Below are 22,915 nucleotides of genomic sequence, written 5' to 3' on the forward strand. Positions count from 1 at the left end.
ATTACAATGTTTTAAGCATAAATACAGGACAGGAATAATGACCGGTATCCCCCATACGGGCATCTATATATTCAAAGCCCATTTTCTTATACAATTTTTGGGCAGCTTCCATATAGGGCATTGTCTCCAAATAACAGGCATCAAAACCGTATTCCTTGGCTTTATCCAAACATACATTGATCATTTTATGACCCGCCCCTTTGCCTCTGGCTTCTTGCAAAAAGTACATTTTCTGAAGCTCACAAATATTACCATTGTAATTATCTAATTGTGCAACACCGGCACAGCCTAAAATTGAACCATTTTCTTCGATCACAAAATAAGTGGCCTTGGGTTTATTATAATGCTCATACATGTTATCCAATGAAGGGTCTTCATAGGCCGTGCCCACTTTTGGCACTCCCAAATCTTCCAACACCTGCCGTATTACCCTAGCAACTTGCGGGTTATCTTCCTTTTTAATTTCACGTATCACGACATTTTCCATATGAACTATGCAATAGGTTTTAAAGTACTATTTTTGAGGTGTGAAGATACGTGATATGCGTATAAAGGTAAAGTTTGATGTCCATTAATAATCTTGATTCTACAAATTCAATACCATCTCAATCAAACGCACTTTCTGCAGATGAGAAATATATGCAACGGTGTATTGAAATTGCAAAAAACGGATTGGGTACTACAGCGCCCAACCCCATGGTAGGTGCAGTAATTGTGTATAATGACACAATTATTGGTGAAGGGTTTACCAGTGCTTACGGTGGTTCGCATGCCGAGGTGAATGCTATAAACTCGGTAAAAGACAGTACGCTACTCAAAAATGCTACTATTTATGTAACCTTAGAACCTTGCTCTCATTATGGCAAAACTCCACCTTGTGCGGATTTAATCGTAAGAATGGGAATACCTAAGGTTGTCATTGGGTTAAAGGACCCTCATGAAAAAGTAGCCGGTAATGGTATAAAAAAATTGAAAGCGGCGGGTTGCGAAGTAAATGTTGGTGTTTTAGAACAAGATTGCGCAGAACACCATAAACGATTCTTAACTTTTTTTACAAAAAAGAGACCCTACATTATTTTAAAATGGGCGGAAACATCTGACGGATTTATTGCTCCAGAGTCTATAAAACGAGAAGAAGAAAAGAAGCCCTATTGGATTACAAACACCAAATCTCGTCAATTGGCACATAAATGGCGTAGTGAAGAACCAGGTATACTAGTAGGCACCAACACTGTGTTAGCTGACAACCCACAATTGAATATTAGACAGTGGACGGGAAAAGCACCTACACGAATTGTTCTTGATAGAAATTTAAGGATTTCTACAGATTTTCATGTTTTAGATGGACAGCAAAAAACGATAGTATGTACACAAATAGCAGATACCACAAAGTACACTAAAGGAGTTACCTATAAAATTTTGAATTTTGAATCTCAATTACCGCAGCAATTATGTAATCTGATGTTTGAAGAGCAGCTACAAAGTGTCATTATTGAAGGCGGATCACAAACATTCCAAAGTTTTATTGATGCTGACTTATGGGACGAAGCTCGAATCTTCAGAGGAGCATCCGAATTTCAAAAAGGAATAAAAGCTCCAAAACCCACAGGACGAATAATAAAACAAATGGAAATTTTGACCGACCAACTAACCATACTTAGAAATGATTAAAAATATAATTTTCGATTTTGGTGATATATTTATCAATCTTGACAAACAAGGGCCGTTAATAGAAATGGCAAAATTTGGATTTACCGAATTGACTCCGGATTTAGATGCCATTTTCAAGTCATATGAAATGGGCTTAATAACGTCTGACGTGTTTGTTGAAAAACTGCAAGGCATTTTCACCAACGCTTCTAAAACTCAGATTATAGATGCCTGGAATTCCATTATACTGGACTTTCCTGAAGAACGCCTAAAGTTTATTGAAAAGTTGAAAGCCAACAATCAATACCGACTGTTCTTGTTGAGCAATACTAACGATCTTCACATTGACAAGGTTAAGGAGTCTATGGGAATGGAGCGATTTTTAAGGTTTAAAAATTGTTTTGAGGTGTTCTACCTATCACAAGAAATGAAAATGCGAAAACCCAATGCCAATATTTATGAAAAGGTGCTAAGCGATAATAATTTGAACGCATCAGAAACTTTTTTCATTGATGACACCAAAGAAAACACAGATAGCGCGTCTAAACTAGGAATACAGTGTTGGAATCTTCAAGTAGGAAAAGAAGATGTTTTAGAAACTTTAAGCCGCATAGTATAAATGTATTTAGCGTTCAGTATTCTTTTCTCCAGCTTAATCTTTGTGGTTTTTAAATTATATGCCAAGTATCAGGTACAAACAATTTATGCCATTATCACTAACTACTTCATTGCTTGCATTGTCGGCTTACTATATTATAAAGAACCGATCAATGTATATGACATACCCCAAAAGAGCTGGTTTTGGGGAAGCCTACTTCTTGGTCTATTATTCATACTAATATTTAATTTAATGGCAGCCACTTCACAAAAGCTAGGTGTATCCGTAGCTTCCGTTGCCACTAAAATGTCTCTCACCATTCCGGTATTGTTTGGAGTGTTCTTCTACAGGGAAGTTTTAAGCTTATTAGAAATTTTAGGAATAATTCTCGCATTGTTGGCCGTTTACTTCACTTCTTTAAAGGAAAACAAAATAAAAGCTGAAAAATGGGCATTTGCCCTACCGGTCTTAGTTTTTCTAGGATCAGGCATAATAGACACAAGCATAAAATACTTTCAAGATGCACATATGCCCGAAGAAGAGTACGCACTGTTCTCCGCAACGGTTTTTGCATCGGCAGGAATATTCGGCTTATTTTTTATCGGATATAAATCCACCCAACAACGATTAAAAATAAATTTCAAAAATATTATTGGTGGAATTTGTTTAGGTGTCCCCAATTACTTCTCCATATATTTCTTATTAAAAGCTTTACAGCACCCAACTTGGAACAGTGCATCTGTGTTTACTATTAACAATGTGGCCATTGTAATGTTCTCCACGCTTTTAGGCATACTATTGTTTAAAGAAAAATTAAGCATTAAAAACTGGTTTGGTATAGGTTTGGCAATTTTCAGTATTATTCTAGTGGCTTTTGGCCCTAAAATAATGACGTACCTTTAAATTCTGCTTGGCACTACGTATATGGACACCTATAAAACCATTTCAAAACCTTCTGACCCCCTATTGTTCAAAGAGCGAAAAAGTAAATTTTACGGGTATTGCTTTCCGGTTTCCGACGAAGACAGTATAAAAGAACACATAGAGGCATTAAGAAAAGAATACCCAACCGCCAACCATGTGTGCTACGCATGGCAATTGGGTGTTGAATCCAAGTCTTATCGTGCCAATGACGATGGAGAACCCAACAATTCTGCCGGTATGCCAATTTATGGGCAAATACAATCTTTTGATGTAACCAACATTCTAGTTGCCGTAGTACGAATATTTGGCGGCACCAAACTAGGTGTTGGTGGATTGATCAGTGCTTACAAGGAAACTGCAAAGCTAGCATTGGAAAATGCGGCAATAATTACCAAAGTATTACAAGAAGAACTAACCGTTACTTTTGAATATTCAGAAATGGACATCGTAATGCGTTTGGTCAAAAAACACCAACTAACCATAGTATCACAAGATTTGCATTTGAAATGCAAAATGATTTTAGCTGTAAATAAAAGTGATTTAAAAAAAACAATGAAACTTTTTAAAGCACATCACAAATTAGAAATCAAGGCAAACGTCTAATCTTTAATATTCCAATTTGTCCAATAATATCTGCGGACATTTAGTGGGCCTGTTTCTTTTCATATCCATAAATACCAAAACCGTATTTGCGGTCGCCAATAATTCTCCCGCTTCATTTGTCATTTCATAATCAAATTCAATTCTAACCGCAGGTTTTTTCGTCAAAATTACCTTTACGGTTACCAAATCATCATACTTCGCAGATTTCAAATATTTAATGGACAAACTAATCACCGGAAGCATAATTCCGCCCTCCTCCATACTTTTGTAAGAAATTCCTAACGACCTTAACCATTCAACTCTTGCTAATTCTAAATACTGAGCATAGTTTCCATGATAGACAACTCCCATTTGATCCGTCTCACTGTATCTTATTCTAAAAGAAATTTCGTTTGTTCGCATTTATTTCAAGTAAAAAGTATATATTTAAAAGCTCCCCTAAGCGGTAAACGAACATGAGAAAAAAAAAGGTCAAAATCAATGACAATCAATTTTTTTTTTAAATAATTTGTTCACATATTTGCCCAAGTTGAACGAGAACTTAGATTGAAAAAATTCAATCTCTTTTAGCTAAAAGCTAACCATTAAAAGAGTATAGATTATTATGAATGTTACTGCTAATTCCGTATGGAAAAACTGTTTGGTGTTTATTAAGGATAATATCCAACCGCAGGCATTCAAAACATGGTTTGAACCCATTAAACCTATAAAGCTTACAGAAAATGCCTTAAGCATTCAAGTACCAAGTAAATTCTTTTACGAGTGGCTAGAAGAGCATTACGTTAAACTGCTAAAGGTTGCTTTAACCAAAGAATTAGGAGAGACTGCGAAATTAGTATATATCATACGTATGGAAAATACGTATGGCAACAAGGAACCTTTTACAGAAAAAATTCCTAGTTCAAATAGAGGTGCAATGGCCGCCCAGGAAATGGATGTACCCATTAAATCCAAAAACCCTGAACTACGCAATCCGTTTGTTATTCCAGGGATTAGAAACATAAAGATAGAATCTCAATTAAACCCTAATTATAATTTTGATAATTTCCTTGAAGGAGATTCTAACCGTTTGGCACGTTCTGCCGGTATGGCCGTAGCCAACAAACCGGGAGGCACATCTTTTAATCCATTACTGGTTTTTGGTGGTGTCGGATTAGGAAAAACACACTTGGCACACGCCATTGGTGTTGAAATAAAAGACAAGTACCCTGAGCGCACAGTGCTTTATATTTCTGCAGAAAAATTTACCCAACAGTATATTGAATCCGTAAAGAAAAACACTAGAAATGATTTTATCCATTTCTACCAGTTAATAGATGTTCTGATTATTGATGATGTACAATTCTTATCAGGTAAATCTGGTACGCAAGATGTTTTCTTCCATATTTTCAACCACTTACATCAAAACGGAAAACAAGTAATTCTTACATCTGACAAAGCTCCTGTAGACATGCAGGATATTGAGCAACGATTGTTATCTCGTTTTAAATGGGGGTTATCCGCAGAATTGCAAAGTCCGGATTACGAAACAAGAATCTCTATCTTAAAAAACAAGTTATATAGAGATGGTGTAGAAATACCAGAAGATATTATTGAATATGTTGCCAAACATATTAAAACCAATATTAGAGAACTTGAAGGTGCCATAATTTCACTTATTGCACAGTCAACCCTAAACAAAAGAGAGGTTACCATTGAGCTTGCACAACAAGTAGTTGAAAAATTCGTAAAGAACACTAAACGTGAAGTTTCTATTGACTACATACAAAAAGTTGTTTCCGATTACTTTGAGATGGATGTTGCAACATTACAGTCCAAAACAAGAAAGAGACATATTGTACAAGCTAGACAATTAGCGATGTTCTTTGCCAAGAAGTTCACTAAAGCCTCATTGGCAAGTATTGGTTCACAAATTGGAAAGCGTGATCACGCTACTGTACTTCATGCATGCAAAACAGTGGATAACTTAGCCGAAACGGACAAGCAGTTTCGCAAGTATATTGATGACCTAACTAAGAAATTCTCTTAAATTCTATACTAAATGAAGGTGTTGATGGTTTGCCTAGGTAATATTTGCAGGTCTCCATTGGCAGAGGGTATTCTTAAAAGTAAAGTTGACACAACAAAAGTATACGTAGACTCAGCAGGTACAGCAGGATATCACATTGGAAATGCACCTGACCCAAGATCTATAAAAGTAGCACAAAACCATAACATCGACATTAGCTCACAAGTCTGTAGAAAATTTTTGGTATCTGATTTTGACACTTTTGATGTGATATATGCCATGGACAAAAGCAATTATGGCAATATAATTGGTATGGCCAGAAATAGAGCGGATGCAGAAAAGGTAAAGCTTTTGTTAAATGAAATTGACCCCACGGACCAAGAAGTGCCAGACCCCTATTATGATGCAGACGACGGATTTGAAACCGTTTTTCAAATGATAGATAAAGCTTGTAATATAATTGCAGCCAGATTAGACCATTAAAAAATGAGTACACAAAACGGTAAAATTGGAAAAGTTTATTTGATTCCTTCTACGCTAGGCGATATGCCACCGTTAGAAGTATTACCCATTTCTATAAAACAAACCATAGAGAGACTTGATCATTATGTGGTAGAGAACGAAAAAACCGCTCGACATTTTATAAAAAAAATAAGTCCCAGAAAATCCCAACCTGGCTTAAAACTTTTTGTCCTTAACAAGTTCACTGAACCAGAAGAAATTCCCACTTTTCTAAACCCTTGCTTGGAAGGTAACGATGTAGGCATACTATCTGAAGCTGGTTGCCCAGGTATAGCCGATCCTGGTGCCGCCGTGGTAAAAATAGCCCACAGCAAAAACATTCAAGTTATTCCATTAGTAGGCCCCTCTTCCATTTTATTAGCTTTAATGGCAAGTGGCATGAACGGTCAAAATTTTGCATTCAACGGGTACCTCCCTATTGATAGTTCTGACCGAAAAAAATATATTAAAAATTTAGAGCGTAGATCAAAAGAAGAAAACCAATCTCAAGTTTTTATAGAGACACCTTACAGAAACAATAAAATGCTTGAAGAGTTGATTAAAACCCTTGCACCAAGCACAAGCATATGTGTTGCTGCCGATATTACATTACCTACCGAATACATTAAGACCAAAACAGCAATTAACTGGAAAAAAGAAAATGTAGATCTACACAAAAGACCGGCTATATTTATAATCCAAGCATAAAAAAAACCTTGACAAACTAGTGCCAAGGTTTCACATTTTCATATCTACTTAAATTCTTAGATTCTTGGGTTACGTTTTGCTTCAATCATTGAGACATCATAACCCGCAAACTTTTTCATATAATTAGAAATACTTGTACCGTAACCGTCGGTGATTTCCATACGGCCATGAGACCTTAAATATAATTTCACATTACCCGGTCCTGCAAGGTGCGCTGCTGCCAAAATACCCGACTCGGTAATTTCAATACCGTTCATGCGAACACCTACATAGCGTTTAATATCCCTTCTTAAAATCCACTTGTTACGTGACGTGTTAACATGAAAAACTTTTTCCTGTAATTCAGGATTATTCAAGAATTCATTTCCATTGTAAACACCGACCAACTCTAAAGTGCCCAACCCAAATTGATACTTACCTAAGTAACCAAAAGTATTGGTTACAAAATAGTTTCCTTGAGACTCCTTAAAAGCTAAAGCTTCTTTGAAACCTATAAATTGGCGACCAAGAAAAGGGGGAGCTATTTGATAATTTGACAATAGAGCTTCATCTTCCGGAAAAGAAACCAGCTCTGGCTTGTTTACTTTTAACTGGTTAGGCACATCTACCTTAAAGGGTTTAAACCCATAACCAGAAATTATAAACGTAACAATTAGAGGACAACTTGCTAATATCCATCTTCTCATACATATAGTTTCTTAAGACTTATGGCGACTACTATTTGCCTGCTTAAATTTCTGAGGCAAAGGTAGGTCTGAAATTTTAAGAGTTTTAGAAGGTTCTGTTAAAAGAATACAGAATTAGTTAACAAGTTCTAAAAGTCGGATGAAAGCTTACCTGTTGATTTTCTGAGCATTAATCCATCGGATGTACTGCTCTTTATTTCGGTTGTGTTGCGTTAAATTCTCTGCAAACATATGATAACCGAACTTTTCAACGTTGGCTACAAAATAGTAATAATTGTGTTTTTTAGGATTTAAAACCGCATCAATCGCCGTTATATCCGGCATTGCAATTGGCCCTGGCGGCAATCCTGCATACTTATAGGTATTATAAGGTGAATCCATTTCCAAATCCTTATACAAGACCCTTTTAATAATGGTATCAAAGTTACCCGTTTCTTTCTTTATCGCATATATAACGGTAGGATCAGCCTGAAGCAACATCCTTTTTCTCAACCTATTCAAATACACCCCGGCAACCGTAGGACGCTCATCAACTTTTGCTGTTTCCTTATGTACTATGGATGCCAAAGCAATAACTTCATTTGGTTTCAAGCCAAGTGCTTTAGCTTTATCCTTACGTGTATCCGTCCAAAATCTATTATACTCCTTTAACATTCTACTCCTAAACCCTTCAGCCGATGTATTCCAGAAAAATTCATAGCTATTAGGAATGTACAATGATATTTTATTGGCATCATCAAATCCGTTCGCCTTTAAAAACTCTTTATCGTTAAATGCCGCAACTAAAGAAACGCTATCAGCCTCAATTTGCCCTGCAATTCTTCCTGCCAAATCATTAATATTTTCTTGATTATTGAAAGATACCTTTACAGGCAAATTGCCACTTCTTAATGAGTTTACAATCTCATTATTATTCATACCCTTCTTTATCTTATATCGACCGGCCTTTATATTACCCAAGTAACCTTTTCGATCGGCCGCAGATTCAAATGAACTAAAGTCTTCTAAAACAGGAGAAAGACGTTCTTCCAAATCCATCAAAGTAGCATCGGTCGGTACAAATACAATAGCCTCATCATTATTAAAGCTGGTATTTGGGGTAAAAAACGTACCATAAACCATAAAGGCAAAAATTCCACCACCTATCAACCCTATAAGCACCACACCCAATAAAATACGTTTGATATACATTAACTATTTATTTTTTGTAATAATATTTCGTTCTTGAAGGCATTTTTAAAGCGCACCCAATCTTTCTTGACACCAACTTGTTGAAATCCTAACTTTTGGAACAAATGAAGGCTAGCCAAATTATCTTCTAATATATTGGCATATACCTGTCGTAATCCTAAAGCTTCGAACAAATACTCCGTAAGTAAGGTAATTGCTTCTGCCCCAATCCCCTTATTTCTTTCTGCCTGGTTCAAAATCACAATACCAATACCAGCTCTTTTGTGATTTGGCTCAAAATCAAAGACATCTATCAACCCCAATGTGTTATGCTCATGTGTACAAATGACCAAACGTAACTGTTTAACATCAAAGATATCCCTATGCGCATTCTCCAAATAAAATCTAAGCACGTCTTTTGAATATGGAGTTACCGTTCCACTAACTTCCCATACGCTGGTATCATTCTCCAATAGATACAGAAAATCAAGGTCTTTTTTTTCCAAAGCCCTTAGATAAATCTGTTTTCCTTTCAATGTTACCACGTTAATTCACCTTTAAAAACCTGTTTAGCCTCACCTTTTAAGTAAATATCCGAATAAGAACCGTTCTGTTCTTTGAATGAAACTTCCAAATTACCACCAAGGGCTTTAATTCCGATCGTATTCTCTTTTGTATTCCCTAGGTGATACATTCCAAGAGCCACCGCAGTTACCCCAGTTCCACAAGACAAGGTTTCATCTTCCACCCCACGTTCATATGTTCTAATATCAAAACCACCTTCGTCATTCTTTTCAACAAAATTAATATTACTGCCCTTTTCACCATACACGCCATAGCGCAGACGTGCACCTTCTTTTACAACATTAAACGATTTTAACCCATTGACCAATTGTACATGGTGCGGTGATCCCGTATCCATAAAAAGAGCATTGGTTTTTTCCTTTATTTCCTTAACGTCCAACATTTTAAGACTTACTACATCATCTGTTATTGTAGCTTCATGTAAACCATCAACCGCTATAAATACAGTTTCCTTTTCAATAACCTTTAAAAAATGTGCAAAAGCAACAATACATCTACCCCCATTACCACACATACTCCCTTCTTTGCCATCTGCATTGTAATAGACCATTCTAAAATCGGTTTCGGTATCATTTTCCAATAAAATTAAACCGTCTGCACCTACGCCAAATCGTCTATTACAGATTTTTGCAATCAATGGATAATCGTCCTTTGGAAACTGTCCATTACGATTATCTACCATTACAAAATCATTACCTGTACCTTGATATTTATAAAATGTATTTTCCATGCTTTAACAAAGCTCCAAAGATAGTACATTATTACTTTTTAAAGTGTAGTTAAAAAGTAGTTAAACGCTTATATAATAGCATAAAATCAAGTAATTTTGTGTAGAATAAGTTAAAATATTAATGAATATGAAAAGAATAGCTAGTCTCCTATTTGTATCCGTTTTTGCAGGTGCGATTACATTGGGTGCTTATAAACTATTTTTCGAAAAGGAAAATTTTACCATTATTACCCAAGATAATAATAACGGAATAGTAAACGCAAGTTATACACCTACTTCCGCTAGAGGTGCGGGCATCAATGAGGTTGATTTCACTAATGCCGCCGAGAATACCGTGAATGCCGTTGTCCACGTAAAGAACATTACCATTAATAAGGCGCCTACCAATATATTCGACTTTTTTTACGGCACCAGCGGAAAAGTAGTACCACAAGTAGGTACGGGATCTGGAGTAATAATTTCTTCTGATGGATATATTGTTACCAATAATCATGTAATCAGTAGAGCAAATCAACTACAGGTTACTTTGAACAATAATAGAACATACAATGCCGAGTTGATAGGCACGGATCCAAATTCTGATATTGCCCTTATAAAAATAGACCCAAATGAAAAATTGCCGTATTTGGCATTTGGTGATTCCGATCAAACCAAAATTGGCGAATGGGTATTGGCTGTAGGAAATCCTTTTAACCTGACTTCTACCGTTACAGCGGGTATTGTCAGTGCAAAAGCTAGAAACCTTGGAAAAAACCAATCTTTTATTCAGACAGATGCCGCCGTAAATCCCGGAAACTCAGGTGGTGCATTGGTAAACACTAATGGGGACCTAGTAGGTATCAACACAGCAATAACCTCGCAAACCGGATCTTATGTAGGTTATTCATTTGCGGTACCCAGCAATATTGCAAAAAAAGTAATTCAGGATATTTTAGAATACGGCAATGTTCAAAAGGGATTTATGGGCATTAGACCTGCACCTGTAAACACAAGAGATGCTATAGAAAAAGGCATAAACAATATTGATGGGGTGTACATTGAATTTATTGAAGAAGAATCTGCAGCCCAGGAGGCCGGAATCGTAGTCGGTGATATTATCAAAAAAGTTGATGAAATCGATGTGCACAAATACCCTGATCTAACAGGATACTTATCCACAAAAAGACCAGGTGACACTTTAGAAATTGTAATAGACAGAAATGACGAGCAGCTAATATTACCATTAACCCTTAAGGAGAGACAAACCTTAGTGGTTCCGGAGATGGGCTTAGAAGTTAAAAACCTAACGGAACAAGATAAAAAGGTATACAAAACAAAAACGGGCGTAAAAATTATTGGAGTACCGGAACGTTATAGAGGTTACGGCCTATCAGAAAAAGTAATCGTCAAAATCGATGATCAAGAAATAGGAAATATTGACGATGCATATACAGCATTTGGCGGCATTTCAAAATATGGAAAAACCGTGATTACCATGTTAGGATCCAATGGCCAAAGAGACCGCCTCATATTTCAATAACAAAACCCAATAAAATACAGCCTTCGCAAAAACGAAGGCTTTTTTTTGAAAAATATTTATTTAAAGTGCTCAATTTTTCTAGTTTTGTGCGAATTATAAAATTAATCAACTAATTATGGCTCCACAAACCACTTTTGAAAAAGAGCTGGCATTTCAAGCGGATCGTAGAAAAGCTACAACGGAATTTATCAAAATCGTAAGTGATCTTTGGTATGACAAATCCATTGAAATTGTCCTTTTTAAAAATCAGGTTATTGACAAAAATGTAAGCGATATAATGCACTTGCATGAGTATGCTGGTGAATTTGTACAAAAACCCATTTCTATTTTTGATTCTGTAGAAATACTAAGGTCAATTTCAGACATGGCGTTGCCACCTTCTAAGTTAGATATTGGTAAATTAACCTATGAATACCATTCTGACACCAACATTCTTAACACTGTAAAATCTTTTGTAATAGATAAATTACAATCTGCTCAAGACTTCAAAAGTATAGAACCTAAAGACGTAGTACTATATGGTTTTGGAAGAATAGGTAGATTAGTTGCAAGAGAGCTTATGTCCAAAACAGGAAAAGGCAATCAATTAAGACTTAGAGCTATTGTAGTAAGAGGCAAGCCTAGTATTGAAAATCTTGAAAAAAGAGCCAGCCTACTTAGAACAGATTCTGTACACGGTATTTTTAATGGCACCGTAAAAGTAGACTACTCAAACCTAAAATTGATCATCAATGGCACAACTGTACATGTTATATATGCCAATATGCCAGAAGAAATCGACTATACGGAGTACGGTATAAACGAAGCTTTGGTGATAGACAATACAGGAGCTTTTAGAACTAAAGAACAATTAGAAAGGCATTTACAAGCCAACGGAGCCGCCAAAGTTTTATTAACCGCTCCAGGCAAAGAAGTTGCCAATATAGTACATGGTGTAAACCATTTAGAATATTCACCTGATGACACGGATATATTTTCTGCAGCATCATGTACCACAAACGCCATAACTCCTATTTTAAAGGCAATAGAAGAAACTTTTGGTATTGAGAAGGGACATTTAGAAACCATACATGCCTATACCAATGATCAAAATTTGGTAGACAATATGCATGGTAAATACAGAAGAGGCCGTGCTGCGGCACTCAACATGGTTATTACTGAAACCGGTGCAGGCAAAGCAGTAACAAAAGCCTTACCTTCTTTGGAAGGCAAACTTACCTCTAATGCCATTAGAGTTCCTGTACCCAACGGATCACTAGCTATTCTTAATTTGGAAATCAATCAAAAAACATCACTAGAAGGTGTAAACTCCATGATCAAGAAATATGCATTAGAAGGAGATTTAGTTGAACAAATAAAATACTCACTTGATAAAGAATTGGTTTCTTCCGATATTATAGGAACCTCTGCCCCATCTATTTACGATAGCATGGCTACAATAGTTTCCGGTACAGGAAAGAGTGTTATATTATATATATGGTATGACAATGAGTATGGTTATTCTCATCAAGTAATTCGTTTAGCCAAATACATTGCCAAAGTAAGACGTTTTACCTATTATTAATTTTTAAAAAGAAAAGATCTATTTGTTAATTAAGAACGTAGGTAAATAAAGAATGTTTAAGCTTTATATTTTTTTCATAATTCAATATTTATAAAGTACTTTAGTCAACTCTAAATTATTCAAATTAACCTAAGAATCTATTACATGAATTTCTATAGAATACTATTATTACTAGCCTTGTTATTAGCTAGTAATGTACAATTTGCACAAAATGCCGAAGAAGAGGAAGATAAGTTATCATTAGATAAAGGACCGATCAGTAATCAATTCGATTATATAGCCAAGCGATCAGGAAACTATAGAGCAGATGGTGTTAGATATGAAGTGGTAAAAGAATCTAATTTATTTAAGATTAGAAAAAATGTTCTTGACTCTATTGCCGCCATGAATAAAAAAACGGGTGAGTTAAAGGCTACAATTGCAGAACATGAAACTACAATTACATCTTTAAATAAAAAATTGGAGGAGACCACCACTAATTTGGGTCTGGTTACCGAAGAAAAAGATAGTATGTCTTTTCTTGGCTTACCGGTTTCCAAGGGAACATATAATTTTGTACTATGGACTATTATAGGCGCATTGTTTCTTACCCTTGGTTTATTTATTTATAAATTTAGAAATAGTAATATACTGACTCAAGAAGCCAAACAAAACTTATCTGAATTAGAAGTTGAATACGAAGATCACAGAAGAAGGGCTTTAGAGCGTGAGCAAAAAATAAGTAGACAGTTACAAGACGAGATTAACAAACAGAAAAAAACTAAGTAAATTTTTAAAGCTCCATTTTGGAGCTTTTTTTTGATATGGTCAAAATAGAACAAGTAACGACATCAGAAATTAACGACATTATACCTCTTTTTGATGGATATAGGGTTTTTTATAAAATGAAATCTGATTTAGATGCCGCAAGAATATTTCTGCAAGATAGAGTGACAAATAACGAATCCGTAATATTCGCTGCTTATGAAAGAAAAAATGCCATTGGCTTTGTTCAGCTCTATTTCACCTTTTCCTCGGTAAGCTTAGAGAAATCGATTATATTAAACGATTTGTATGTTGCAGCCGAACATAGAGGTAAATCCGTAGGACAACAATTACTACTAAAATCTCAAGAATTCTGTAAAATAAATGGTTATAAAGGCCTTGCCCTAGAGACCGCTATTGACAACCCAGCTCAAAAATTATATGAAAAGCTTGACTGGGAGAAAGATTCCCACTGTTTTCATTACTTTTGGCAGGTTAAATGAAGATGCACATCAAAAAATGAGAATAGACATAATTACAGTATTACCCGAACTACTCACTAGCCCATTTGAAGCTTCCATTTTAAAAAGAGCAATAGAAAAAGATTTGGTTGAAGTCCATTTTCATAACCTCAGGGATTATACCGATACAAAATATAGAAATGTAGATGATTATCAATTTGGAGGAGGAGCTGGTATGGTACTTATGATAGAGCCCATTGACAAATGTATCTCCAGCTTAAAGTCTGAAAGAGCATACGATGAAATCATTTATATGACTCCAGATGGTGCAACCCTAAATCAAAAAACCGCCAACACACTTTCATTGGCAAAAAATATAATAATTCTTTGCGGTCATTATAAAGGCGTTGACCAACGTGTACGCGATCTTTTTATAACCAAAGAAATATCCATTGGCGACTATGTACTTTCAGGTGGAGAATTGGGTGCCGCAGTTTTATGCGATGCAGTCATTAGATTATTGCCAGGCGTACTTAATGATGAAACATCAGCACTAACTGACACCTTTCAAGATGGTCTGCTTGCCCCACCCGTATACACTAGACCTGCGGAGTATAAAGGAATGACAGTGCCAGACGTACTATTAAGCGGTAACTTTGGCAAGATTGAAGAATGGAGAGAAAACAAAGCTTACGAACGTACCGAAAAATTACGTCCAGATTTGTTAGAGTAACATAATTTTGAGAATTAAAGAAAAAGCAAATAAATACTTGCGTGATTAAATTTAAATATTAATTTTGCAGCCTGTTAGAACAACCTCTGACGATAATCGTGAACGTTGCTCTGATTTAATTCCAATTTTAACTATACAATGGAATCATTAATAAAATTTGTACAAGACGAATTCGTAACGAAAAAAGAATTTCCAAAATTTTCTGCTGGTGATACAATCACTGTTTACTACGAAATTAAGGAAGGTGAAAAAACAAGAACACAGTTCTTTAAAGGTGTTGTAATACAACGTAGAGGTACCGGTTCTACAGAAACATTTACTATTCGTAAAATGTCTGGAACAGTTGGTGTTGAGCGTATCTTCCCAATTAACTTACCTGCACTTCAAAAAATTGAAGTTAATAAACGTGGTAAAGTACGTAGATCTAGAATTTACTACTTCCGTGAATTAACTGGTAAGAAAGCTAGAATTAAAGAAGTAAGAGGATAAATTTTATATCCAAATAAATATAAAGCACTGTTCTATTTTAGAACAGTGCTTTTTTTATGAACAAAAGTGAATAACACCTGTTTATAACATGTTGATTAATAAAAGATTACATTCTTAAGCTTTGTATTATTATTTTTTGTAAATTAGAACATGGTTACGAAATAGAGATTTAGAAAAATGTCTATTTTAAAATCATTACGAAGTTTGCGTTCTATCGTATTATTGTTTGACCAAAGCATTTAATGATTATTAAATGGGGTAAATTTTAAATTTGTTGGCTGTCGCTAATTGAATTTGAGATTAGTTGAATAGTAAAGAGACTATAAATTAGGTTTTTATTATTCAATGATGACAATGAAAAAGAAATGCTGTGTAGATGCCGGGTTGCCTAACCTGGGAATCGAAAAACATTTTAAACGTTGAATCAGTAAAACGGATGCAATCAAGGGTTGCCGTTTTGATGAAAAATCAAAACAAACTGTCCGTAAACTTTTTCTAAAAAGCCATATCATTGTATGCGTACATTGATATGGCTTTTGTTATTTAACAAAACTTCCCTCCTGCCTGAAATATTAAGCCATTTTCAACACTTTCATACCTTTAGAAAATTGTATATTTGTTCCGCTTAAATTAAAACAAACTGCAAATGTCCAAAATTTTTTATACCAAAACAGACGAAGCGCCTGCATTGGCTACAGAGTCTTTTTTACCTATTGTAAAAGCTTTCACAAAATCATCAGGAATTGAAATCGAAACTAAAGATATTTCTTTAGCCGGCAGAATTGCTGCTACCTTTCCAGAGTTTTTATCGAAAGAACAACAGGTGTCCAATGATTTGGAAGAATTGGGCAACATGGCAAAACAGCCAGAAGCAAACATTATAAAATTACCTAACATAAGTGCATCGGTTCCTCAATTGAACGAGGCTATCGCAGAATTGCAAGCTAAGGGTTACAACATACCAAACTACCCAGACGAGCCTAAAACTGATGAGGAAAAGCAAATAAAGGCGAAGTACGATAAAATTAAAGGTAGTGCCGTAAACCCTGTTTTAAGGGAAGGTAACTCTGACCGTAGAGCTCCTAGAGCTGTAAAGAATTACGCAAAGCAAAATCCTCATAGCATGGGTGCATGGAGCTCTAGCTCTAAAACTCATGTAGCAACAATGGGCGATGGCGATTTTCAGGCCAATGAGAAATCAACAACATTAGCCAATGCCACTACGGTACAGATAAAATTGGTTTCTGAAGGCTCAGAAACTGTTCTAAAAGATAATTTAAGCCTGCTTAAGGGTGAAATTATCGATGCAACGGTAATGAACAAAACAGCCTTGCTAGATTTTCTTCAAGCAGAAATTAAAGATGCAAAAGATAAAGGCATCCTTTTTTCAGTGCATTTAAAGGCTACAATGATGAAAGTTTCCGACCCTATTATTTTTGGTCATGTTGTTGAAACTTTCTTTAAACCCGTATTTGTAAAATATGCAGATACTTTCGATAAATTAGGTATTAGCCCTAATGACGGCCTTGCCAGTTTATATCAGAAGATTGAAAAATTAACCGCTAGTGAAAAAGATGCCATTACTAAAGATTTAGATGAAGCTTTGGCTAATGGACCAGATCTAGCAATGGTAAATTCAGACAAAGGAATTACCAACCTACACGTTCCAAGTGATATTATTATTGATGCATCTATGCCAGCTATGATCAGAAACTCTGGACAAATGTGGAATGCGGAAGGTAAATCTCAAGATACCAAGGCTGTTATACCAGATAGTAGCTATGCAGGTATTTATACGGCTACCATTGATTTCTGTAAAGAACATGGTGCGTTTGACCCTACCACTATGGGTACCGTACCAAATGTTGGTCTAATGGCACAAAAGGCAGAGGAGTATGGCTCTCATGACAAAACCTTTGAAATTAGCCAAAGCGGAACTGTACAGGTAGTTGACACCTCTAGTGGTAAAGTATTACTTGAGCATACTGTAAACAGTGGCGATATTTGGCGTATGTGCCAAGTTAAAGACGCTCCTATTCAAGACTGGGTAAAATTGGCAGTTTCTAGAGCAAGAGCTACCGATGTACCTGCTGTTTTCTGGTTAGACGAGAACAGATCACATGATGCCGAGTTAATTAAGAAGGTAAATACATATTTAGCACAAGAGGACACTAATGGTTTGGACATCCAAATTATGTCTCCAATTAAAGCCACAGCTTTCACATTAAAAAGAATGAAAGATGGCAAGGATACTATATCTGTTTCCGGAAATGTATTAAGAGATTACCTTACTGACCTCTTCCCTATTTTGGAAGTAGGAACAAGTGCCAAAATGTTATCGATTGTTCCTTTAATGAACGGCGGTGGACTTTTTGAAACAGGAGCAGGTGGCTCAGCACCAAAGCACGTAGAACAATTCCTAGAGGAAGGTCATTTAAGATGGGATTCTTTGGGTGAATTCTTAGCATTGGGCGTTTCTTTGGAGTTCTATGGAGAAAAGAATGGAAATGCAGCAGCAAAGGTTCTTGGTGACACCTTGGATAGCGCTACCGAGAAATTTTTATTGAACGACAAGTCTCCTTCAAGAAAAGTAAAAGAACTGGATACAAGGGGTAGTCATTTTTTCTTGGCAAAATACTGGGCAGAAGCATTGGCGCTACAAGATGATAACGCTGAATTAAAAGCTATTTTCTCTAAAGTAAGTTCAGAAATCAATAACAAGGAAAATGATATCCTTTCAGAATTGATAGATGCACAAGGATCAGCACAAGATGTGGGTGGTTATTATAAACCAGACACCGCTTTGGTTCAAAAAGCAATGAGACCAAGTACTACTTTAAATGGAATATTAGAATCCATTTAATTCAACTTTAACTTCTATGAATACCCTTAATTAAATTTAAGGGTATTTTTTTTGACCTTTAATTACTTTTAGGAGTATAGATCTATTCTAAGTATTTTTACACTAAAAAATTGATGAAAGTACTTTTACCGATTCTTATCATCTTATTTTTAAGCTTACCCCATACTATTAAGGGCCAACAAAAATATACACTAAGCGGTACTATATCTGAAGTAAGCAGTAACGAAACATTAATTGGAGTTACAGTGGCAATTCCAGAATTAAAAACCGGTGTCACCACCAATGAATACGGTTTTTATTCCATCACCCTTCCAGAAGGTACCTATACCGTACTAATAAGTTATTTAGGTTTTGAGGATATCACTCAACAAATAACATTGACAGAAAATAGACGTAAAGATTTTTTGTTAAGCGAAGAAGCTGAACAATTAGAGGAAGTAGTGGTTACGGAAAATGTGGAAAAAATGGATATCAGAAAGCCACAAATGAGCGTTAACACCCTTTCAGTAGGTACTATTAAAAAAATACCGGTGATTTTAGGTGAAGCAGATGTCATAAAATCCATATTACTATTACCGGGTGTAACCAATGCCGGTGAAGGTGCCTCGGGTTTTAACGTGAGAGGTGGAGCAGCTGATCAAAACCTTATTCTATTAGATGAAGCCATCATCTTTAACTCTTCTCACCTTTTTGGATTCTTCTCTGTATTTAATCCAGATGCCATTAAAGATGTAAAACTATATAAAGGTGGCATACCTGCCCGCTATGGCGGTCGAGTTTCATCTGTGCTAGATATATTTCAAAAAGAAGGCAATAGCAAAGAGTTTAAAATGAATGGCGGTATTGGTGCAGTTGCCAGTAGATTGTTGCTAGAAGGTCCCATTAAAAAAGATAAAGCAGCTTTTTTAATTGGCGGTAGAGCTTCTTACGCCCATTTGTTCCTTCCGTTGTTCGATGTTGATAACACAGCATATTTCTATGACCTAAACACTAAATTCAACTATAGGTTGAATGAGAAAAATAACATTTTTCTTTCTGGATATTTTGGTAGAGATGTCTTTGGTATCAACGATAGTTTTGTAAACACCTATGGTAATGCTGTGGGTAATTTTAGATGGAACCATTTATTCTCCGACAAACTTTTCTCCAACCTATCTTTAATTTACTCTGATTACTATTACGGGTTAAAACTAGATTTTGTAGGGTTTAATTGGAACTCAGGCATAAGAAACTTTAATCTTAAATATGACCTTAAACATTACGCCACAGACAAATTGCAGATCAATTACGGCATTAACAACGTCTACTACCAGTTTAACCCAGGTAAAATTGAACCAAGCAATTCAGAGTCTGGCATTATTGAAGAACAACTAATTGAAAAATATGCTAATGAATTTGCCGCTTATGTTGATTTTGAACACAGATTAAGCGAAAATTTAAGTGTAGGTTACGGGCTGCGTTTTAGTCACTTTATGAGACTAGGGCAAGATGAATTAAATGTCTATGCCAATAACAATCCGGTTACTTATGATCCCTTTTTACTCATCTATCAAGAAGCAGACCCTATAGATGTTATAAATCCCGGTAGAGGAACTACGCTGTCTCATTTTAGCAATTTTGAACCAAGAGTTTCCCTTTCATATACCTTAAATCCATCTAGCTCTATTAAAGCGAGTTACACTAGATTAGCTCAATACCTACATCTACTTTCAAATACCAGCTCGCCTACCCCTTTAGACGTTTGGACACCAAGTGGACCATTTACAAAGCCACAGCTATTAGATCAATATGCTTTTGGTTACTTTAAAAATATTAATGATGGAAATTTCTCCTTAGAAACTGAAGTCTTCTATAAAGATGTCCAAAATAGAATAGATTATATAGACGGTGCTAATCTTATTGCCAATAATGCCATTGAACAAGTAATTCTAAATGGCGAAGCGCGTGCTTATGGGCTGGAGTTTCTTTTGCGGAAAAATGAGGGAAAACTACAGGGTTGGCTAGCCTATACCCTGTCTAAATCCGAACAACGCACACCTGGTAGAGCGCCTGTTATAGACAATGGTCGTAGCAATGTTGAAACCGGAATTAATTTTGGGAATTGGTACAATACGCCTTACGATAAAACGCATGACATTTCTTTGTTCTTAAGTTATGATCTAACCGATAAATGGAGTTTTAGTGGAAATTTCACATACCAAACCGGACAACCTACCAATTACCCCGTCGGTCAATTTGAATTTCAAGATTTAACCGTGCCTTATTACGGTTTAAGAAATTCTCAACGATTACCGGCATACAATCGCCTTGACCTATCGGCTACTTTGAAACCTAAAAAAAATAAGAACCGAAAATTAAAAGGTGAATGGGTCTTTAGCTTATATAATGTTTATAATAGACGAAATGCAGCTTCTATTAATTTTAGACAGAATGATGACACCGGAGTAAATGAGGCTGTAAGAACCTCTATATTTGGCATAGTGCCGGCAGTAACTTACAATTTTAATCTTTAGGAAATGAAACGCTTTATATTAATCATATTAGGCTTTATTCTATTTATCTCATGTGAAGATGTCATAGAGGTTGAATTACCGGAAAATGACACCAGACTAGTTGTTAACGGTGTAATACGCGTAGATGAAAATCAAGAATTTCTACCCATTGAAATAGCTGTTTCCGAAAGCAGCTCTTTTTTTGACGAAAACACGGTAGCATCATTAAAAAGTGCTATTATCTATTATGGTACCCCTAACGCCGATGCCCCGGAAATTTTAGAAGGAGGTGGTATTTCCAATTTAGCTGAAGTAGAACCAGGTAGCGGTATTTGGGTACCTGACCCTAGTTTTGATAGTGATCAAAGAATTAGAGTTAGCAGTATTGAAGAAGGAGATGTTTTTCAACTTATTCTAGAAACAGAAAATGAGCAATTTTTTGCTACGACTACCTATGTGAAATCTGTGCCTATAGATTCCTTAGAGCAAGGTGACGAAACCCTATTTTCAGGTGATGAAACAGAAGTAATAGTAACATTTACAGACCCGGGGGAAAGCAACGATTTTTATTTGCTCGACTTGGATTTTGGAGAGTTTTTAGTAACAGAAGATGAATTTTATCAAGGGCAGACTTTTGTATTCTCATATTTTTACGATAATGAATTAGCAATAAATACAAGCTCTGTAGTAAATATAAGTTTACTGGGTGTAGATGAACAATTTTACAATTACATGAACCAAATCATTGTTCAGTCCGGTGGCGATCAAGGTCCGTTTCAAACCCCGGCAGCTACTGTTCGTGGTAATATAATAAATGTTACCGGAATTGATAACGACGAGGTTGTTGACAATGTTGAACGTTCAGATAATTTTGCATTGGGTTATTTCGCCATTGTAGAAGAATATACAGATAGCATAACAATTACAAACAATGAGGAGAACTGATAAAGATTTACTTGTAACAGGTTTAAAAAGATTGGCATTCACCGTTTTATTAATGTTCACTGCCCCCTTTGTACTATGGCAGGCTTTCAAGAACCAAGACCACTCTATGTTCTGGCCGGTTTGTATTTTAGGATTGGTTCTTGCCGCATATGCCGTTTATATGGGGTTTAAGGGCATTATGACAATAATGGATTCAATGTTCGGTAAAAAATAAAAACTTTAGCCTTTTGGTATTTTGGTCGTTTTCTTCCACTTATTATAAAGCTTATCGTAATCGTAGTCTAAAACCGTTTCTTGCCGTTCTAATTTACCCTTTGAAAAAGCGCGTTGCAAAATATCTTCTATCAAGTAGTCTTCTTCTACAAGGTCTGGATGAAACTCTTCCTTAATGCTTATATTGAACAATTTGGCCGTGGTATTATACCAAAAAGCTCTCCAGCCATTTCTAAGGTCCTTGACCAAATCAAAAGCGGTTGTACCCGTTTGCCTATAAATTAATTTCACCAAAATTTGACCTTCAGTTCTAGTTAATTTTTTCAACTCTTCAGAAAATTCTTCTTCAATAAATTTCTGTACTTTTTTAGTATACTTTTTGCGTTTACGGTTGTTCTTCATATTCGCCAAACTATCGTTTAGCTCAACCAAACGCTCCGCAGCCATTTTAGCGTATGGATATACTTTTTGCGTTTTTCTCCTTAAAATATAGTAGCGTAATTTTTCATCATAAGACGAGAACTTAAGTTTACCAAAAACATACGCTTCCTCTAATGCTATAGAACTTTGCAGCAATGAGTCCCCTGTTACGATAATCATTTTTTCCGCAACAGAATCAAGCTCTTGTTCCTCAACCTGAGCTGTACAGATAAAAACACCGGAGACCAGTAGATAAAGTATTAAAAAGTTATATTTCATTACCATAGGCTTAACAAAAGTCCTGCCAAA

At 35.7% G+C, this 22,915-nt stretch carries 24 protein-coding genes; 17 read left to right on the forward strand and 7 right to left on the reverse strand.

Annotated features, from left to right (window positions below; translation table 11 throughout):
• Position 1: 1 nt before the first annotated feature.
• On the reverse strand, positions 2-487 hold the full coding sequence (locus B2Z27_RS03830; protein WP_286812644.1) for a GNAT family N-acetyltransferase: 486 nt from the start codon (positions 485-487) through the stop codon (positions 2-4).
• Positions 488-564: 77 nt separating this feature from the next.
• Here B2Z27_RS03830 and ribD point away from each other — a divergent pair, with 77 nt between their 5' ends.
• The 4 genes from ribD to B2Z27_RS03850 are packed head-to-tail and all read left to right on the forward strand — an operon-like array spanning position 565 to position 3,775.
• Entirely contained in the window at positions 565-1,671 is a 1,107-nt protein-coding gene (gene ribD / locus B2Z27_RS03835; RefSeq protein ID WP_286812645.1) for a bifunctional diaminohydroxyphosphoribosylaminopyrimidine deaminase/5-amino-6-(5-phosphoribosylamino)uracil reductase RibD, read from the forward strand.
• Complete coding sequence (locus B2Z27_RS03840) at positions 1,664-2,269, forward strand: HAD-IA family hydrolase (protein WP_286812646.1); 606 nt, start codon at positions 1,664-1,666, stop codon at positions 2,267-2,269. Before ribD ends, B2Z27_RS03840 begins: the two co-directional genes overlap by 8 nt.
• Complete coding sequence (locus tag B2Z27_RS03845) at positions 2,270-3,151, forward strand: EamA family transporter (protein WP_286812647.1); 882 nt, start codon at positions 2,270-2,272, stop codon at positions 3,149-3,151.
• Between the two features lie 21 nt (positions 3,152-3,172).
• The gene (locus tag B2Z27_RS03850; RefSeq protein ID WP_286812648.1) at positions 3,173-3,775 is read left to right on the forward strand and encodes an IMPACT family protein; all 603 of its coding nucleotides are present in this window, start codon (positions 3,173-3,175) and stop codon (positions 3,773-3,775) included.
• Positions 3,776-3,778: 3 nt separating this feature from the next.
• Here B2Z27_RS03850 and B2Z27_RS03855 read toward each other — a convergent pair whose 3' ends face one another.
• Complete coding sequence (locus tag B2Z27_RS03855; protein ID WP_058102981.1) at positions 3,779-4,177, reverse strand: acyl-CoA thioesterase; 399 nt, start codon at positions 4,175-4,177, stop codon at positions 3,779-3,781.
• 202 nt (positions 4,178-4,379) lie between these two features.
• Here B2Z27_RS03855 and dnaA point away from each other — a divergent pair, with 202 nt between their 5' ends.
• The 3 genes from dnaA to B2Z27_RS03870 are packed head-to-tail and all read left to right on the forward strand — an operon-like array spanning position 4,380 to position 6,992.
• A complete protein-coding gene (gene dnaA / locus B2Z27_RS03860; RefSeq protein ID WP_058102982.1) occupies positions 4,380-5,804 on the forward strand; it encodes a chromosomal replication initiator protein DnaA in 1,425 nt (474 codons plus the stop codon).
• A gap of 12 nt (positions 5,805-5,816) precedes the next feature.
• The gene (locus B2Z27_RS03865; RefSeq protein WP_286812649.1) at positions 5,817-6,266 is read left to right on the forward strand and encodes a low molecular weight protein-tyrosine-phosphatase; all 450 of its coding nucleotides are present in this window, start codon (positions 5,817-5,819) and stop codon (positions 6,264-6,266) included.
• 3 nt (positions 6,267-6,269) lie between these two features.
• Positions 6,270-6,992, forward strand: a complete 723-nt coding sequence (locus B2Z27_RS03870) for an SAM-dependent methyltransferase (RefSeq protein ID WP_058102984.1) — start codon at positions 6,270-6,272, stop codon at positions 6,990-6,992.
• Between the two features lie 56 nt (positions 6,993-7,048).
• Here the strand turns inward: B2Z27_RS03870 and B2Z27_RS03875 are convergent, their stop codons facing one another.
• From B2Z27_RS03875 to dapF, 4 genes are all read right to left on the reverse strand, one after another.
• Entirely contained in the window at positions 7,049-7,678 is a 630-nt protein-coding gene (locus B2Z27_RS03875) for a hypothetical protein (RefSeq protein ID WP_286812650.1), read from the reverse strand.
• Between the two features lie 147 nt (positions 7,679-7,825).
• Positions 7,826-8,869, reverse strand: a complete 1,044-nt coding sequence (gene mltG / locus B2Z27_RS03880; protein WP_286812651.1) for an endolytic transglycosylase MltG — start codon at positions 8,867-8,869, stop codon at positions 7,826-7,828.
• Complete coding sequence (locus B2Z27_RS03885; RefSeq protein ID WP_286812652.1) at positions 8,869-9,393, reverse strand: GNAT family N-acetyltransferase; 525 nt, start codon at positions 9,391-9,393, stop codon at positions 8,869-8,871. Before B2Z27_RS03885 ends, mltG begins: the two co-directional genes overlap by 1 nt.
• Positions 9,387-10,163 carry a diaminopimelate epimerase gene (gene dapF, locus B2Z27_RS03890; protein ID WP_286812653.1) on the reverse strand — a complete coding sequence of 259 codons (777 nt, stop codon included), beginning with the start codon at positions 10,161-10,163 and terminating at the stop codon, positions 9,387-9,389. The genes B2Z27_RS03885 and dapF overlap by 7 nt, the downstream gene beginning before the upstream one ends.
• 127 nt (positions 10,164-10,290) lie before the next feature.
• Between dapF and B2Z27_RS03895 the strand changes: the two genes are divergently transcribed.
• The 10 genes from B2Z27_RS03895 to B2Z27_RS03940 all read left to right on the forward strand — a co-directional run bounded on the left by B2Z27_RS03895 (position 10,291) and on the right by B2Z27_RS03940 (position 22,187).
• The gene (locus tag B2Z27_RS03895; protein ID WP_286812654.1) at positions 10,291-11,682 is read left to right on the forward strand and encodes a S1C family serine protease; all 1,392 of its coding nucleotides are present in this window, start codon (positions 10,291-10,293) and stop codon (positions 11,680-11,682) included.
• 115 nt (positions 11,683-11,797) lie between these two features.
• Positions 11,798-13,246, forward strand: a complete 1,449-nt coding sequence (locus B2Z27_RS03900; protein WP_286812655.1) for a glyceraldehyde-3-phosphate dehydrogenase — start codon at positions 11,798-11,800, stop codon at positions 13,244-13,246.
• A gap of 144 nt (positions 13,247-13,390) precedes the next feature.
• Entirely contained in the window at positions 13,391-14,014 is a 624-nt protein-coding gene (locus tag B2Z27_RS03905) for a tRNA (guanine-N1)-methyltransferase (RefSeq protein WP_286812656.1), read from the forward strand.
• 17 nt (positions 14,015-14,031) lie between these two features.
• Positions 14,032-14,493 (forward strand): GNAT family N-acetyltransferase, encoded by a 462-nt coding sequence (locus B2Z27_RS03910; RefSeq protein WP_286812657.1) that lies wholly within the window; start codon positions 14,032-14,034, stop codon positions 14,491-14,493.
• Between the two features lie 16 nt (positions 14,494-14,509).
• A complete protein-coding gene (gene trmD, locus B2Z27_RS03915; protein WP_071339573.1) occupies positions 14,510-15,184 on the forward strand; it encodes a tRNA (guanosine(37)-N1)-methyltransferase TrmD in 675 nt (224 codons plus the stop codon).
• Between the two features lie 138 nt (positions 15,185-15,322).
• Positions 15,323-15,673 (forward strand): 50S ribosomal protein L19, encoded by a 351-nt coding sequence (rplS, locus tag B2Z27_RS03920; RefSeq protein ID WP_058102993.1) that lies wholly within the window; start codon positions 15,323-15,325, stop codon positions 15,671-15,673.
• 646 nt (positions 15,674-16,319) lie between these two features.
• Positions 16,320-18,536 (forward strand): NADP-dependent isocitrate dehydrogenase, encoded by a 2,217-nt coding sequence (locus tag B2Z27_RS03925; RefSeq protein WP_286812658.1) that lies wholly within the window; start codon positions 16,320-16,322, stop codon positions 18,534-18,536.
• Between the two features lie 113 nt (positions 18,537-18,649).
• Positions 18,650-21,049, forward strand: coding sequence for a TonB-dependent receptor (locus B2Z27_RS03930; RefSeq protein WP_286812659.1), 2,400 nt, complete (start codon positions 18,650-18,652; stop codon positions 21,047-21,049).
• Between the two features lie 3 nt (positions 21,050-21,052).
• Complete coding sequence (locus B2Z27_RS03935) at positions 21,053-21,973, forward strand: DUF4249 family protein (protein WP_058102996.1); 921 nt, start codon at positions 21,053-21,055, stop codon at positions 21,971-21,973.
• Positions 21,960-22,187, forward strand: coding sequence for a DUF6095 family protein (locus tag B2Z27_RS03940; RefSeq protein ID WP_071339577.1), 228 nt, complete (start codon positions 21,960-21,962; stop codon positions 22,185-22,187). The genes B2Z27_RS03935 and B2Z27_RS03940 overlap by 14 nt, the downstream gene beginning before the upstream one ends.
• 5 nt (positions 22,188-22,192) lie before the next feature.
• On the opposite strand, the gene B2Z27_RS03945 is transcribed toward B2Z27_RS03940, so the two are convergent.
• Positions 22,193-22,885, reverse strand: coding sequence for a DUF4294 domain-containing protein (locus tag B2Z27_RS03945; protein WP_058104255.1), 693 nt, complete (start codon positions 22,883-22,885; stop codon positions 22,193-22,195).
• Positions 22,886-22,915: the final 30 nt, after the last annotated feature.

The sequence above is a fragment of the Maribacter sp. UBA3344 genome, from assembly GCF_002362375.1.
GTDB classification, from domain to species: domain Bacteria; phylum Bacteroidota; class Bacteroidia; order Flavobacteriales; family Flavobacteriaceae; genus Maribacter; species Maribacter dokdonensis.